General features: G+C 50.5%; 11 protein-coding genes. 4 read left to right on the top strand and 7 right to left on the bottom strand.

Annotation, left to right across the window (positions count from 1 at the left end; all coding sequences use genetic code 11):
• Positions 1-6: 6 nt before the first annotated feature.
• From CLV60_RS24045 to CLV60_RS24030, 4 genes are all read right to left on the bottom strand, one after another.
• Entirely contained in the window at positions 7-3,549 is a 3,543-nt protein-coding gene (locus tag CLV60_RS24045; protein WP_229211108.1) for a SusC/RagA family TonB-linked outer membrane protein, read from the bottom strand.
• Between the two features lie 159 nt (positions 3,550-3,708).
• A complete protein-coding gene (locus CLV60_RS24040) occupies positions 3,709-4,767 on the bottom strand; it encodes a FecR family protein (protein WP_106597943.1) in 1,059 nt (352 codons plus the stop codon).
• Positions 4,768-4,851: 84 nt separating this feature from the next.
• On the bottom strand, positions 4,852-5,505 hold the full coding sequence (locus CLV60_RS24035) for an RNA polymerase sigma factor (RefSeq protein WP_106597942.1): 654 nt from the start codon (positions 5,503-5,505) through the stop codon (positions 4,852-4,854).
• A gap of 153 nt (positions 5,506-5,658) precedes the next feature.
• Positions 5,659-6,045, bottom strand: a complete 387-nt coding sequence (locus CLV60_RS24030; RefSeq protein WP_106597941.1) for a hypothetical protein — start codon at positions 6,043-6,045, stop codon at positions 5,659-5,661.
• 278 nt (positions 6,046-6,323) lie between these two features.
• Here CLV60_RS24030 and alaS point away from each other — a divergent pair, with 278 nt between their 5' ends.
• A complete protein-coding gene (alaS, locus tag CLV60_RS24025; protein WP_106597940.1) occupies positions 6,324-8,984 on the top strand; it encodes an alanine--tRNA ligase in 2,661 nt (886 codons plus the stop codon).
• A gap of 95 nt (positions 8,985-9,079) precedes the next feature.
• Here the strand turns inward: alaS and CLV60_RS24020 are convergent, their stop codons facing one another.
• The 3 genes from CLV60_RS24020 to CLV60_RS24010 all read right to left on the bottom strand — a co-directional run bounded on the left by CLV60_RS24020 (position 9,080) and on the right by CLV60_RS24010 (position 11,691).
• Positions 9,080-9,565: a CHRD domain-containing protein gene (locus CLV60_RS24020; RefSeq protein WP_106597939.1), complete on the bottom strand. Its 486-nt coding sequence runs from the start codon at positions 9,563-9,565 to the stop codon at positions 9,080-9,082.
• Positions 9,566-9,721: 156 nt separating this feature from the next.
• Positions 9,722-10,591, bottom strand: a complete 870-nt coding sequence (locus CLV60_RS24015) for a lysophospholipid acyltransferase family protein (protein WP_106597938.1) — start codon at positions 10,589-10,591, stop codon at positions 9,722-9,724.
• Positions 10,591-11,691 carry a hypothetical protein gene (locus CLV60_RS24010; RefSeq protein ID WP_106597937.1) on the bottom strand — a complete coding sequence of 367 codons (1,101 nt, stop codon included), beginning with the start codon at positions 11,689-11,691 and terminating at the stop codon, positions 10,591-10,593. The genes CLV60_RS24015 and CLV60_RS24010 overlap by 1 nt, the downstream gene beginning before the upstream one ends.
• Positions 11,692-12,012: 321 nt before the next feature.
• Between CLV60_RS24010 and CLV60_RS24005 the strand changes: the two genes are divergently transcribed.
• The 3 genes from CLV60_RS24005 (at position 12,013) to CLV60_RS23995 (ending at position 14,636) form a co-directional block, all read left to right on the top strand.
• Positions 12,013-12,984, top strand: a complete 972-nt coding sequence (locus tag CLV60_RS24005; protein WP_106597936.1) for a T9SS type A sorting domain-containing protein — start codon at positions 12,013-12,015, stop codon at positions 12,982-12,984.
• Positions 12,985-12,998: 14 nt separating this feature from the next.
• Entirely contained in the window at positions 12,999-13,820 is an 822-nt protein-coding gene (locus CLV60_RS34935; RefSeq protein WP_106597935.1) for an exosporium glycoprotein BclB-related protein, read from the top strand.
• 66 nt (positions 13,821-13,886) lie between these two features.
• Positions 13,887-14,636, top strand: coding sequence for a phage tail-like protein (locus CLV60_RS23995; RefSeq protein ID WP_106597934.1), 750 nt, complete (start codon positions 13,887-13,889; stop codon positions 14,634-14,636).
• Positions 14,637-14,751: the final 115 nt, after the last annotated feature.

Raw genomic sequence — 14,751 nt, 5'->3', positions numbered from 1 at the left:
TTTGGGTTAGAATGCAGCCCTGATCGCAAATTTCACAGTGCTCATTTGGGGGTAAAAACCCTGGTTGAAATCTTTCCTTTCCGGGTCGCCCTCGATGAGCTTGGTGAAGGTCCACAGGTTATTGCCCGTCACGAAAAACACCAGGTTGGAAGTACCGATAACACGCCGGAGGAATTTGGAATTGAATGTATAGGAAGCATATACCTCCCTCAATCTCAAATAATTGGAATTCCGCCAGAACCGGTTCTCGATCATAATATCGAAGCCCCTGTCAGCCTCGCCTCCACCCCAGAAGAGGTTGTCGGTACTGCCGCCGCCGGAGTAATGCAGCGTGGCGTGGTTCGCTCCCGGATTGGTAGGCGTCCAATAGTCGAGCTGCGATGCGTGCACGCGCCAGTCGCCCTTGATAAATTCCACCTCGTAAGGTTGGTTGAACTCCACGTATTTACCCACATTACCCTGGAACATGAAGTTGAAGTCAAACTTTTTCCAGGTAAAACCGGCTGAAAATGAATAGGTGATCGGCGGGTAGTCGGAGCCGGGGACCGGGTATTTGTCCAGGTTGGTCACTTTTCCATCGCCATTGTAGTCGAGGAATTTGTAGTCGCCTACATTCAGTTTTTGCAGGTCAATCGCCGAAACGTTATTATGAATATCGTCCACGGAGGTATAGTAGCCGCTGCCTGTCAGTTCAACACCGCTCAGCTGCGCGCCCAGCGGCTTGCCGGCTGCTTTTTGGTAATCGTAAGCATAGGGCAAATCGTCTTTGAACAGAATGCGGTTTTCATTAAACCCGAAAATCCCTTTCACAAAATAGTTGAGGCCCGAAGCGGTGTGGTTACGATATTCCGTTTCGAGCTCGATGCCATGCTTTTTCAACCGGCCGAGGTTCAGCTCTTTAAATGAGTTGCCTACCAGCATAGTTACACTCTGCGGGATCAGCAGCATTTTCTGACGGCGCTCGTCGAAAAGGTCGACGCCGAATGTGAAGGTATCGTTCCAGAGTCCCAGCTCGATCCCGAAGTCGCGCTTGCGGGCTTCTTCCCATTGCGAAACCAGGTTCGGGCCGAGGTCTTCGTGAATATAGCCTGCATTATCCTTGAAAAACTCGCTCAGGTACAGCCACCGGTTATCGGCGATATCGCTTCCCACTTTGCCATCCGAATAGCGGAGTTTCAGCTTGCTGATCCAGGGTATGCGGTCTTTGAAGAACTTCTCCTCCGACACCACCCAGCCGATCGCTCCCGAGGGGAAAAAGCCATACCGCTTGCCCGGCGCGAAACGTTCGGAGCCGGTGTAGCCCACGTTCAGTTCGAGCAGATATTTGTTGGCATAATCATAGGTAGCACGGCTCACGAGCCCCTGGTTGTAATAGGGAAAGTCGGTCGTCTTATCCTTCTGCTGGCGGTTCACGAGTACGAGCCCGGTCACGCTGTGTTTGCCGAATGCACGGTTATAGCTGGTAGAGAGTTCGTAGTAAAAATCTTTGTAATAGTCATTTTCCAACTCTCCCACATTAATATCCAGCGGTGATTGTTCGAAAACCTCATTACCCTGCCCCGCCCTGAACCACGGGTTTTCCTCGGTGCCTATTTTATCGTAATTCAACTGATATTCAGGAAAAGAATAGCTGGCTGTGAGCGAGCGGTTGCGGTAATAGGTGCTCATGGAGACCTTTCCTTTCACGGACAGTCCTTTGGTGATCGCGTCCAGTTTCTGGTCGAGAATAAGGTCGGTGAAAAGCTTCGAATCCAGGTATCGGTTAAAAGATCCCTGGTTCATGGAAGTGTACGGGTTACCGGTAAACTCCCCGAAGTTCATGGCTAAACGGTCGCCGGTTGCTCCCGGATAATCGGGATCAGGCACTTGTTCAAGCACCCAGGCAGGGAAATAAGCCGGGTAACGCGATGGGCCAGTAGAATACAAGTTCCTCCACGGAGAGTTGTTCGGCTGATTTTTGATACCCGTTTCCCCACCCACATTCAGCGTCAATGTCGTATTTCGGGTGAGGTTAAAATCGATGTTGGTGCGGTAGTTGAACCGGTTGTACCAGTAGCGGGTATCGTCGTAACCTTTGTGATAGGCCTTGAAAAAATCGCCTTGATAAGCATAGCCCAGCGACGCGAAATACTTGATAAAATTGGTACCGCCCGAAACGTTGAAGTTCGCATTCGCATTGGTCGCAAACGGCTTGGTCATAATATCGAACCAGTTCACATCCGGGTAGCGCAGGCTGTTGAGCGGCGTCGACGGGTTCCGGTATTCGTTCAATGCATTCTGCGGAATGAGGTCAGTAAACTGCTGACCGTTCATCAACGCCTGGTTATACATCGACATCGTCTGGTAGGAACTGATGTGGTCTGGAATGCGCGTCGCTTTTGCCAGACCGTACGAACCTGTAAAATCGAGTTTGGGCTTTCCGATCGTGCCGCGTTTGGTGGTAACAATAATTACCCCGTTAGCCCCTTTCGCACCGAAAACGGCTGTGGCCGAAGCATCCTTTAATACGGATATGGTTGCGATCTCATTGGGATCCATGTCGCGGAAATCGCGCTCCACGCCGTCCACCATTACCAGTGGCTGCGAGCCGTTCCAGCTCGAAAGTCCGCGAATCACGATCTCGGAATGGTCACTGCCCGGCTCGCCGCTTTGCTGCATCGTGAGCACGCCCGAAAGCTTGCCCGCCAGCGCATTCGTAACGTTGGACGTACCCGCGCGCATGAGGGCTTTGTTATCTACCTGAGAAATAGCCCCTACCACACTCTCCTTGCGCTGCGTGCCATAACCCACCACGACCACCTCTTCCAGCGCCTTGTTTTCGGGCACCAGTTTCACGTCCAGTGAGCGACGGCCTGCGACCTGTATTTCCTGGGAAACATAACCTATATAACTGAATACCAATATCGAAGCGTTATTGGTAACGGTAATTTTGTACTTCCCTTCGGTATCCGTCGAAAGCCCGTTGAGCGTCCCTTTTTCGACTACATTAACCCCCGGCAGGCCATTGCCATTTTCGTCCCGGATCACCCCCGCTACCGTTACAGTCAGCGAAGCGATCGCATTCTCCATCACCTGACGGAGCCGCTGCGCATGATAGGCCTCAGCGGAACCCGCGAATACATCGGATTTGCCCGTGGCCGACGCTTTAAACACCGAAGTGCCATTGAGCACCTCGGTCACAGCGAGCTTTTTGGCATTGGAAACATAAATGGTTTCGTTGACCCTGCTGAAACTGAGGCTCGTCTCCTGCGAAATATGCCGCAGCAGCTTTCCCACACTCGCCTGCGGAAAGCTGAGGTCAACCGTTTTGTTCTGTACGAGTTTGTGATCGTACTGAAAATTGAAATTGGTTTTGTCGTTGATCACCACAAAGGCATCTTCCAGCGGCACGTTGTGCAGGTCGATGGAAATGTAGATTTTCTCAATGCTCTGCTCCTGGGCTTTACCATCCGAAGCCGACAGTAAACCCGCAAAAATGCATTGCAAAACCGTCCCGATAACCGCATACCTAGACATCGCTACAATTTGTCGTAGTAGTTTATATTGCATATTTTTGATCGTTTTGAATTTCACGTTCATTACACGTGACTCTCCCCGTTACCTGATTGAGCGCCAACTCTTAGCACGGGAAAGTCACACGGACCGGTAATCAGCGATGGTTACCGGTTCTTTTTTCAGGAGGTGTCGGACCGCATACGGTGGTTTCTGTTATTGGAGTTTGACAACGCTGTTATTGATCTTATAGGAGAACCTGCCGGGATAACTCATCACCCCGAGGATGTAATCGAGCTGCTTATCCTGGAACTTCCCGCTGAACCGCCAGTCGGCATCCATGCGCACGCCCGGCGCCACCTCGAACTTTACGCCATACCAGCGTTCCAGTTTAAGAATGGTGGAATGGAAATCTGATTTCTGGAAGTAGAGCATCCCGTCTTTCCAGCCGATCTGCTCTTTTTCGTCGTAGGTGCTCACGATGAGCTCACCGGCTTCTTTCTGAAAAGTCGCCATTTCACTTTTGCTCAAAAAGACGCACGCATTCTGGTCCTCCGAGCCTATTTGGGCATTCACTTTCACCTTGCCGCTCACCACCGCCACTTGCACGGCCTTGTTTTCGGGATAGGCCCTGATGTTGAATGAGGTACCCAGCACTTTGGTCACTACATCACCGGTGATGATCACGAACGGCGCTTTTTCGTTCCGTTTGACGTCGAAAAATGCCTCACCTGAGAGACTTACTTTACGGACATCTTCTTCAAATTCCTGGGGATAAGAAATAGCGGAACCAGCATTCAGCGTCACACGGGTACCGTCCGGAAGCAGCAGCTTGCGTTGCTGGCCATTCGCCGTCTTGTGCTCCACCGGCACATAGGCCGAGGCCGGGGCATGATGCCCGGTGAGGTAGCGGTTTACAAATAAAAAAGCTCCTACCACCACACATGCGGCTGCGAGGAGTCTCCAAATCCAGGTGAAACTGCGAATGCGGGATGGTGTTTCACCCTCTTTCGCGGCTTCGGATGCGGCGATGGATGATTCGAGGCGTTTCCATTGTTGCCCGATGTCGTAATCCGGGACAGATTTACCCTGAAAATTCAGGGCAAGGACAATTTTCCGGGCTTTTTCAATTTCAGGATGGCGGGATGGATTGGCAAGAAGCCATTTCTCCCACAGCTGGTCTTTTTCGGGGGCGGTGCCGTTGAGCCACGCACGAAAATCTTCGTCGAGGACGAAATCCTTGTAGTCAAACCGGTCGTATTTGTGCGCTTCCAATAGGATAATTTTTATTCTTTACTTTGATAAAGCCAGAATAAACAGGAAGTGACCCTCGACCGGGTAAATTTTTTGTAAAAATTTTTACATAAACTCCTTAATAACTTCTACACCCTCACCCACGACGCTTCCGGCACCCAGTAATGCCATGTATATGCCCAGCACAAAAGGCACGTCACGTCCCTGAGGCGCAAGCTCCTCATTCAATGCATCCAGCGCTTTATAAATCAGTTTGTAAACGGCCCGGGTAGAAATGTTCATGATGAGCGCGATCTCACCGAACGACTGGTCGTTGTAAAACCGCAGGTATAATGCCTCCTTCTGCCTCGCTGGAAGGTTCTGAATCGCGTTTTGCAGCGAAAGCACGTTTTCTTTGAGCGTCTGATCGTGGATCATCTGCATTTCCGCGGACAGTTCAACGTGAAAAAGCGAATCGTCATCTTCGAGCGTGATCGTCATCGGATTTGCCTTTGCCCGTTTGAGGATCAAACGTCGAAGGGATGCGAGCAGGTAGTTCCGAATAGAATCCGAATTGCCGAGAAAAGCTTTTCGCTCCCAGATATTCATGAAAAGTATCTGAATGCAATCTTTCACCTCCTCGTCATCCTTGTTGAAGCGAAGCCCGTAATTGAGCAGCGACGGATAATAATGCCTGAAAATCTGCTCGAATGCCTCGCCGCTTCCGGCCCTTAGCATGTTCCACAGTGGTGGATCGTTAGTCAGGTTTAGATCTTCCATTTTCGCTGAGATTGGCAAATTTTCGGTTTAGGGACCCATTGGCAGTATGTAACTGCACAATGATTTTAAGGTGACGCAGAATTGCCCGATCACCCTTAAAAAAGTCAATATTTTTCAGGAAATAATAAAATAAGCAGCGAGGAGTCGGAGGACTCAGTGGTTCCCCAATATAAAATAAAAGATAAAAAGCAGAAACGTAACCGACATCAGGATCAGGACGATATTACCTGCCGAAAGACTGCTAACCGGTCCGTCCTGCACATTTTTTCGCGAATCACGATCTCCCATAATGTCCAGCGAGCTCATAATGCGCCCCCAGATGGAATTCACATCCTGGCTGGAAAGGCCGTCGGGCTTCCAGTCGGAGGCGATCAGCACCAACTCGCGGGCTTTGGCTACGGTATCTTTCTGCGCGGGATATTTGAGGATCCAATTTTCCCAAAACGAGCGGATTGGTGGATCATCAGGAAACCGTACCCATCTTATGAAGAGGTTTTCCATTGCCAACTCCTCAGCCGATAACTCTGAAAACGGTTTCATCGATATTAGTAGATTGAATTTTAGGGCCTAGCAAACAGAAATCCGGATTTAAACCATCCTGGGTATTATTTGTTTGTTAAGCTTTATGAGTAAAAAAGGAGGCGTTTCAGGGTTTATACTCACTTTTGGAGTCATTAGAAAATTATTTTAAAAAAAGCCATCCTGTACTGTGGGGTAGGTTGAAATTTGGAATATGCGGAGCCGTAGTAACTTAATCTCAATGCAACTGTGTACCTTTGCGGCAAATTTCACGATGATATAGTACCAAAACAGACACAATGACCTCGCATCAAATACGTCAGGCTTTTCTTGATTTTTTCCGCAGCAAAGAGCATTTAATAGTACCCTCGGCGCCACTGGTAGCCAAGAACGATCCCACGCTGATGTTCAACAACTCGGGGATGGCGCAGTTCAAGGACTTTTTCCTCGGTAACGGCACGCCTCCATCGCGCCGGATCGCGGATACCCAGAAATGCTTGCGGGTGTCGGGAAAGCACAACGACCTCGAAGATGTGGGTTTTGATACTTACCACCACACGATGTTCGAAATGCTGGGCAACTGGTCGTTTGGTGACTATTTCAAAAAAGAAGCCATTGCCTGGGCGTGGGAACTGCTGACCGACGTTTACAAACTGCCGAAAGACAGGCTGTATGTATCGGTATTTGAAGGCAATGAAGCCGACGGGGTACCTTTCGACCAGGAGGCCTGGGACCTTTGGAAGGGTATCGTCGGTGAAGACCGCATTATCCTCGGCAACAAAAAGGATAACTTCTGGGAAATGGGCGACACCGGTCCGTGCGGCCCTTGCTCGGAAATCCATATCGATTTGCGTTCGCCGGCCGAGGTAGCCGAGGTATCGGGCAAATCGCTCGTGAACAACGACCACCCGCAAGTGGTGGAAATCTGGAACCTGGTATTCATGCAGTTCGAGCGCAAGGCCGACGGTTCGCTGATCCCCCTCCCATCGACACACGTCGATACCGGTATGGGTTTCGAGCGTCTTTGCATGGCTATTCAGCAAAAGACATCAAACTACGACACCGATGTTTTCCAAAACACGATTGGCGTGCTGGAAACGCTTTCCGGTAAAAAATACGGACAGAACGACGAGCCTTTCGCGGATATCGCAATGCGCGTAATCTCCGACCACATCCGTGCGGTTTCGTTCGCGATTACCGACGGCCAGTTGCCGTCCAACGTAAAAGCGGGTTATGTGATCCGCCGCATTCTCCGTCGCGCTGTGCGGTACGGATACTCCTACCTGGGCTTCCAGGAGCCGTTCTTTCACAAGCTGGTGCCTGTATTGGCCGAGCAGTTCAAGGATGTATTTACCGAATTGAAAGACCAGGAAGAATTTGTAACCCGCGTGATTTTGGAAGAGGAAAAAAGCTTCCTGCGCACGCTCGAATCGGGTTTGAAAAGGCTCGACAGCATTATTTCCGGACTGAAAGAAACCGGCCTCAATACCATTCCGGGCGACGAGGTGTTCGAACTGAGTGATACGTTCGGCTTCCCTGTGGACCTTACCGCGTTGATCGCACGTGAAAAGAGCTTCCAGATCGATGAAACGGGCTACCAGGATGCCTTGGCCGAGCAGAAAAAACGCTCCCGCCAGGATGCTGCCAAAGAAGCGACCGACTGGGTGGAGCTGCGTGAATATGACGGCGTGGAATTCCTGGGTTATGATTTTGAAGAAACACACAGCCACATTGTAAAATACCGCAAGGTAAAAACCAAGGCTGGCGAAGAATACCATATCGTGCTCGACCGCACGCCTTTCTATGCGGAAATGGGGGGACAAGTGGGGGACACTGGCGAGCTTATTTTGAATGGGGAGAAAAAGGAAGAGGGAGGAAGGAGGATTGCGATTGTCGACACCAAAAAGGAAAACGATCTTTTTGTACATATCTCACGGGATAAAAACCTGGACGAGGCATTATCGGGAGCAGGCATTATCACTGCCAAAATCGATATTGACCGTCGCAACAAAATCAAGGCGAACCACTCGGCTACGCACTTGATGCTCTCGTCCATGCGCGAGGTGTTGGGTACGCACGTGAGCCAGAAAGGTTCGTTCCTCAACGACGAAGTATTGCGTTTCGACTTCGCCCACTTCTCGAAAGTGACCGACGAAGAGCTGCGCCGAATCGAAGACCGCGTGAATGAGAAGATCCGCGGGAATATCGCATTGGAAGAAAGAAGAAATGTACCTATTCAGCAGGCGCTGGATGCAGGTGCTACGGCTACTTTCGGTGAGAAATATGGCGATTTCGTACGCCTCATTATCTTCGATCCGAAATTCTCTTTCGAACTTTGCGGAGGTACGCACGTGCCTTCCACAGGCGAGATCGGCGTATTCAAATTCATTTCCGAAGGTTCGGTATCCGCGGGTGTACGCCGTGTGGAAGCCGTAACCGGAGAGAAAGCATTGGAACTGATGCGCCAGCAAGAAGAAACTTTGAACAAAATCAAAGACCTGCTCAAAGGCCCGGCGGACCTTGTCAAAGCCGTAGAAAGCCTGATCGAAGAGCGCTCGGCGTTGCAGAAGAAGATCACCTCACTCGAAAACGAGAAGATTCAGGCGTTGAAAACGGCGTTGATCGAAAATATGGAAACCCACAGCACCTTCAACCTGATCGTGCAGAAAGTGGATGTTCCGAGCGCCGACTCATTGAAACAACTCTCATATGAACTCCGCGACCAGGTCGAGAATCTGATCGCCGTGTTTGGTGCCGAAATCGGCGGAAAACCACAGCTTTCGGTATTCATCGCCGAGAATATCGTGCAAGAAACCGGCCTCAATGCGGGCAAGATCGTGAAAGATCTCGCGAAGGAAATCCGCGGCGGCGGCGGCGGCCAACCATTCTTCGCCACAGCGGGTGGTTCCGACGCCAGCGGACTGGACACTGCGCTGGAAAAAGCAAAAGGCCTGTTCTAAGCTAGTATTACTACTTATCAGCTCATAACAAAAGAGCGGCATCCTCACGGAGCCGCTCTTGTTTTTTGCACTACATTGAGTGCCGAATCAGCGGGTTATTCCTCAGCTTTCAACTGACCTCTGATCTCGCCGGTCGGATATTTGGCTGTATGAATGTTTACATAATACAAGCCTGCTTTCAGATCGGCCACTTGTGCCTCGGTAAGGGTGTCTTTAAATGCGAAGGGTGTTTTGAAATCGGTGCCGAAGTCGATCACCACTGCACCGGTCGAATCAGGCGATCCTTTGTGGATGTGCCAGCCGGTTGGTACGAATAGCGAGTCGGACGATGCAGAGTCCGACGCCGCGGAGTCACTGTACATGATGTTAAGGCTCAAAATCCTCGTCTCCTGATCCAATGTACCATCTACTGAACCGGTAGCTGTTGATGGATTAGCGGGTACTTCGTTTGCACCGGAGAGTGTTGTGGACACTTTCAGCTCGGGCAATACGGGAGTTGGGTCTGTCGCGTCGTCGTCGTCATTACATGCTGCCACCATCCCGGCGATCACAAACACACCCATGAATGCTAATTTTCTCATAATGCTTTGTTTTAGTAAATAATTGGTTTGACCGCCCCCCTGTAAAATTATGGTTCCCGGCTAAACCTATTTCATACAAAACATTCACTATTAGATACTTACAAAATCAGTTAAAAAATTAGCTATTGGGGAATAGGTCCTACCCTTTGCTGAATATTACAACAATTTCAACGCATTGACCGGCTTCTGGCCCTGCCTCGAATGAAATTTCCATCGGTTGTGTGACCAAAGCCAAAACTCCGGCTGCCGTTCGATGGTGTTTTCCAGGGCTTTATAGTAATGTTCCATAATACCTGCCTCGCCGAGTTCGCGCGGCTGGGAGGTGATCAGCCGAAACCTGAAATCGTAGGCATTGCGCGCTCGCCGGGTAACATCCAGGTACACCACCGCGCAATCGCGATGCACGGCAATGCGCGCCGCACCCGACTGCACGAAGGTCTTCCGGTTCATGAAATTGAGGTAGTATTTGCCCGACTCCGGCGGACGCTGATCGGCGATCGTGACAAAAATCGCGGACGACTCGGCATTCCAGCCCAACGTGCGTCGGTACCACTCCGATTTCGGGATCATCACCGCTCCGAACCGTCCGCGCATTTTCAGCAGCAGGTTATCAATCCATTTGTTCGAAACCGGCGAGTACGCGGCCAGTACCTGGCAATCGGTTTGCAGCGGGAGTGACAGCAGATATTCCCAGCTCCCATAATGTGAGGCCATCAGCACAATATGCTTTTTCTCGTGCAAAAGCCGCTCGATGAGCGCGGTATTCTCGTAGTGTACTAAATTTCCGAGGCTACCGCGGGCAGCGCCGCCGATCATGAACGGTTCCACGATGAGATCGGCGAGGTGGCGGAAATAGGCGGTCACCATTTGCCTGATTTCCTTTTCCGAACGCGTCGGGAAGCAGCGGGCCATATTCAGCAGCACCATGTTGCGGCGATATTGCCAGAGCCGGAACAGGACCAGGAAAATCAGGTCAGAGAGGGAACGCCAGCCCCATAGGGCCAGCCTGAACCGTAGCGCCTGCATCAGAATATGTACTGCATGCCTACGTTAAACCCTACGAACAATCCCTGGAAATCTTTGGAACTGTTGTTCTTCCAGATGTATTTTTTGATAAAATCATAGTCATTTTCGCGATCATAGGAGACGTAATTGAGCGTCGGCCCGGCGAATGCCTCGAAACGGCTGCCTAATTTCAATGCAGGTAGTATGCGAAGCGAGTTTTTGTTGTAGCTCCCACCGTGGAAATCGGTCAGCGTGGTACCTACCGCCTCCAGATTAATCCGCAGGCTACTGGCTAATGGTATGTGTGCCCCCAAACCACCTTCCGCGGCATACATAGCTTTCGGATTGTCTTTGAAATTATAACCGATCCCAGCGATACCGTACAGCACGCGCCCGCCTGAGCGGAAGGACACAATGCCCGTCATTGTTTCGTCGATCGTAAGGGCAACCGATTTCTCGCCGTTTTTGATAAAGTTGAAGATCGCGATCGGGTAATCGCTGCTGTCGGCAATATTGATCAAACCGGCCAGCTGGATTCCTTTCACTTTCTTAGCGACGTTTGCAAAACCTGCTACCTGCGCATTCACATCGCGGCCTTTGTTGAGAAAACCGGCGAGCTGCAGTCCTTTTGCGTCCTTTTTGGCAATATTCGCAAAACCGGCCACCTGCGCCGCTCCCGATGCATCGGAGAGATTCAGAAAACCCGCCACCTGTGCACCCTTCGCTTCGCCACCTGTAATATTGGAAAAGCCTGCAAGCTGAGCACCCGTCGCTCCACCGCCGATCACGTTGGCCACGCCCGAGATTTGTGCACCGCTCGCAGATCCTCCGATCACATTCACGGCACCGGCGATTTGTCCACCGCTTACGTTTTGCTTCACTACATTGGCTACACCCGCAATGGATGCGCCCGTCTCGGCCTTGGAAAGTCCGGCGATGGCATGGAGCGAAAACCGGTTGGTAATGGAAGCAGCATGCTTGCCGTTCGAGCTTACCGGGTAAATGAAACCGATGTGCACTGCAGCAGAACTGTCTCGTTGCGCTACCGCGCCGAATGAACAGGTGATCAGTAGTATGCTGATGAAGAATAGACGGGATGGATTAAAAAGCAAATTTTTCATGGGTAATGCATTTGAGAAATAATTGTCTAAATGCACACAGTACCCGATCTCCTTGCAGGCCTTCAAGCGTACCGGTAAGTACCGCATGCAACAAACCGACAACCTTATGATGCCTTACCCTAATTTTTTCCGAAAAAATAATCGGCCATCGATAGTCCCTTTTACCGAAAAGTAAATATATCTCTACAAACTAAGTTCACATCGGACACATATCAGTAGAAATAATTTTATTTGTAATTCTTATATTCTTTAAATATTTATATACATTTAGTTCATTATCACATTAGTCACGTTTTCCTTTTACACTTAATCTCGATCACTATGATGAAACGCTATCTGCTTTTTTGCCAGTTGGCATTACTTCCAACAATGGCCGCACACGCACAGTTTACAGCAGGAACTGATGGTTTCTTTATCGGCCAGAACACGCAAGTCTTCATCGACAGTCTTACGCTGCTCCCCAGCGTCGATTTCACTATCGCTTCGCAAACGCTTACGATTTCGCCAACGCCGATTCCGGGCTCACCACCCAGTATCGCCAGGGTTTACAATTTTACTACGCCGGTGGATTTCATAGGAGTTGCAGGTTTCTTCTACCGTGGTTCGGAGCTGAATGGCAACACCGAAAGCACGTTACAACTCACGCATGGCAATGCCACTTTTACGTCAACCACGGGCAGTACGGTCAATGTAGGGCAACACTACATTTCCAACACCCTGCCGCTTACGAATTTCACGTCGCTCACCGCGGCACAGGAAAATGCATTGCCTGTGAACCTGGTTAGCTTCGATTTGAAACGTGTGGAGAACAGAACAGTGCTTTACTGGCAGACTTCCGAGGAGAAAAACAGTGATTTCTTCGAGATTCAGCAAAGTGAGGATGCTAAAAAATGGAAAGTACTGGGCACTATCAATGCGGCAAAAGAAAGTAACTCGAAAAAGGACTACTCCTTCGACGACGCAGCCGAACGCTATGGCACGCAGTATTATCGGCTGAAAATGGTGGACACCGACGGCAGCTTTGCTTACAGCAAAATAGAGTCGATCCGGTTGGGATCTGCCGGGCTGATCAGTGCATACCCGAACCCGGTTGTCGACAAGCTGCTGATCGGTTCCAAAGAAGCGCTCGCTAGTGTAAAAATGACGGATTTAACCGGCCGCCAGTTTCTGGAACTATCAAAACCTAAACCAGGCCAGGAGGTTAGCCTAAAAAACTACCCCGCCGGAACCTATCTGGTAAAGGTTGAGACAACCAGTGGTACCATCCAGGTTATCAAAATCATAAAACACTAAACTATCGCAACCTCATGAAAAAACTATACAAATGTGATTCTCTTTCATCCGCTTTGAAAGGGACACTGTTGACTGCATTGTTCGTATTGCTCACATTCAGCGTGCAAGCTCAGGTGGGGATCGGGACTATCAGCCCTAACGCCAGTGCCCAGTTGGACGTTCAATCCACAACAAAAGGCTTGCTTGCGCCAAGAATGACCGTGGCTGAGCGGAATTTGATCGCAAGCCCGGCTACTGGTCTTTTGATTTTCCAAACTGACTCAACTCCGGGCTTTTACTACTACAATGGTACCGCCTGGGTTCCGTTCGTATCCACCACAGCCGGAGGAGGTGCTATCATTCCGTATGCGTCCGGCACCCCTGCTGTTTTGACCACGGTACTCGGAGGTCTGCTTAATACCCGCACAGTGATGGGTTTTGGAATCTCTGCTCCCGGTATTTCAGTGGTTGGAGGGATAATCAATGCCACAAATCTTACCAACATGGCATTTTCCGTTCCACGTGATGGTGTGATCACCTCCATCGCCGGCAATTTCAGTACTACCGCTGCGCTTGCCCTGGTCGGATCGACTATCACGATACGTGCTCAGTTGTACTCGGCTCCGGCTGGATCAAACAACTTTACGCTTGTTCCTGGTGCTTCGGTAAATTTGGCTCCTCCCATGACGGGCATTCTCGCAATCGGCACAACCTCTTCGGGCACCACAACCGGACTTTCAATTCCTGTTACAGCGGGAACAAGGTTGCTGCTCGTATTCGGTGCCGACGTTACAGCGGGTCTTGACATTGCAGCAACCATTGCCGGCTATGCCAGCGCAGGCGTTGGAATCGACTAAATACCATCCGACAACAGAGCTTCCGTTTATCGGGGGCTCTGTTACTTTTCCACGAATCTCATTCCAATGAAAAAAAACTATCAACTGCTACTAACAGGCCTGCTTGTGCTACTAACCTTTACGGTGTATGCCCAGGTAGGTGTCGGAACGATCTCTCCGAACGCCAGTGCACAGCTGGATGTTACCTCGACTACGAAAGGGCTCCTGATCCCGCGTATGACCGATACCGAACGGACAGGCATCGCCAGCCCGGCGACCGGCCTGCTCGTTTATCAGACCAACGGCGCCGCCGGTTTCTGGTATTTTGATGGTGCAACATGGCAACCTTTCATGTATGGCGCTCCGACTACCGCTGCTGGTTTTACCGCTACGCTGAGTTCTTTGACTGTCAATGCAAACAGCGCGATTACGGGATACAGTACTTTGTATTCCGACGGAACCGGGCTGAACACCGGCGCCGGAACTTATACTGTTCCGACGACAGGCAGATACCGTGTATCAGCCAACGTTAACTACACAACTACCGCAGCGATTTCGATAGCCTTGGGAGCCAGCGTAGATCCCAGGATCGCCTTGCGGGTGAATGGTAACGAGACTTTGACGGGTCTTTTCCCGATTCTCAACGTCAACGTGGTGTTGGTGCTGACATTGCGGGCCATTTTGGGTAGCGGTACGGTGGTAGTCGCCGGCGATCTTCCACTGAATGCCGGTGACGTTCTGGACCTTCAATACGTGGCAGACGGTCTCACGCTTAACCTCAATTTAGGTGGTGCCGGTACTACCAATGGCATCGTTTGGTCGGTAAGGAAACTGTAATCGGGAATCCAAGCTGTTTAGGGGCTGACTAAAAAGGCCCGAGTCAATTTGGCTGTAAATAGGCTTTTTGGATTTTTGAGACTGATAGAAGCCTGGTTAAATTAACAAGGGGTCA

Origin of the sequence: Dyadobacter jiangsuensis, from assembly GCF_003014695.1 — a bacterium.
Lineage (GTDB): Bacteria > Bacteroidota > Bacteroidia > Cytophagales > Spirosomataceae > Dyadobacter > Dyadobacter jiangsuensis.
This window is presented reverse-complemented; position numbering and strand designations above follow the sequence as displayed.

Coding starts and splice junctions, on each gene's coding strand:
- CLV60_RS24045 (WP_229211108.1), bottom strand. CDS start 3,549: ATGCAATATAAACTACTACGACAAATTGTAGCGATGTCTAGGTATGCG.
- CLV60_RS24035 (WP_106597942.1), bottom strand. CDS start 5,505: ATGGAAGATCTAAACCTGACTAACGATCCACCACTGTGGAACATGCTA.
- CLV60_RS24030 (WP_106597941.1), bottom strand. CDS start 6,045: ATGAAACCGTTTTCAGAGTTATCGGCTGAGGAGTTGGCAATGGAAAAC.
- alaS (WP_106597940.1), top strand. CDS start 6,324: ATGACCTCGCATCAAATACGTCAGGCTTTTCTTGATTTTTTCCGCAGC.
- CLV60_RS24020 (WP_106597939.1), bottom strand. CDS start 9,565: ATGAGAAAATTAGCATTCATGGGTGTGTTTGTGATCGCCGGGATGGTG.
- CLV60_RS24015 (WP_106597938.1), bottom strand. CDS start 10,591: ATGCAGGCGCTACGGTTCAGGCTGGCCCTATGGGGCTGGCGTTCCCTC.
- CLV60_RS24010 (WP_106597937.1), bottom strand. CDS start 11,691: ATGAAAAATTTGCTTTTTAATCCATCCCGTCTATTCTTCATCAGCATA.
- CLV60_RS24005 (WP_106597936.1), top strand. CDS start 12,013: ATGATGAAACGCTATCTGCTTTTTTGCCAGTTGGCATTACTTCCAACA.
- CLV60_RS34935 (WP_106597935.1), top strand. CDS start 12,999: ATGAAAAAACTATACAAATGTGATTCTCTTTCATCCGCTTTGAAAGGG.
- CLV60_RS23995 (WP_106597934.1), top strand. CDS start 13,887: ATGAAAAAAAACTATCAACTGCTACTAACAGGCCTGCTTGTGCTACTA.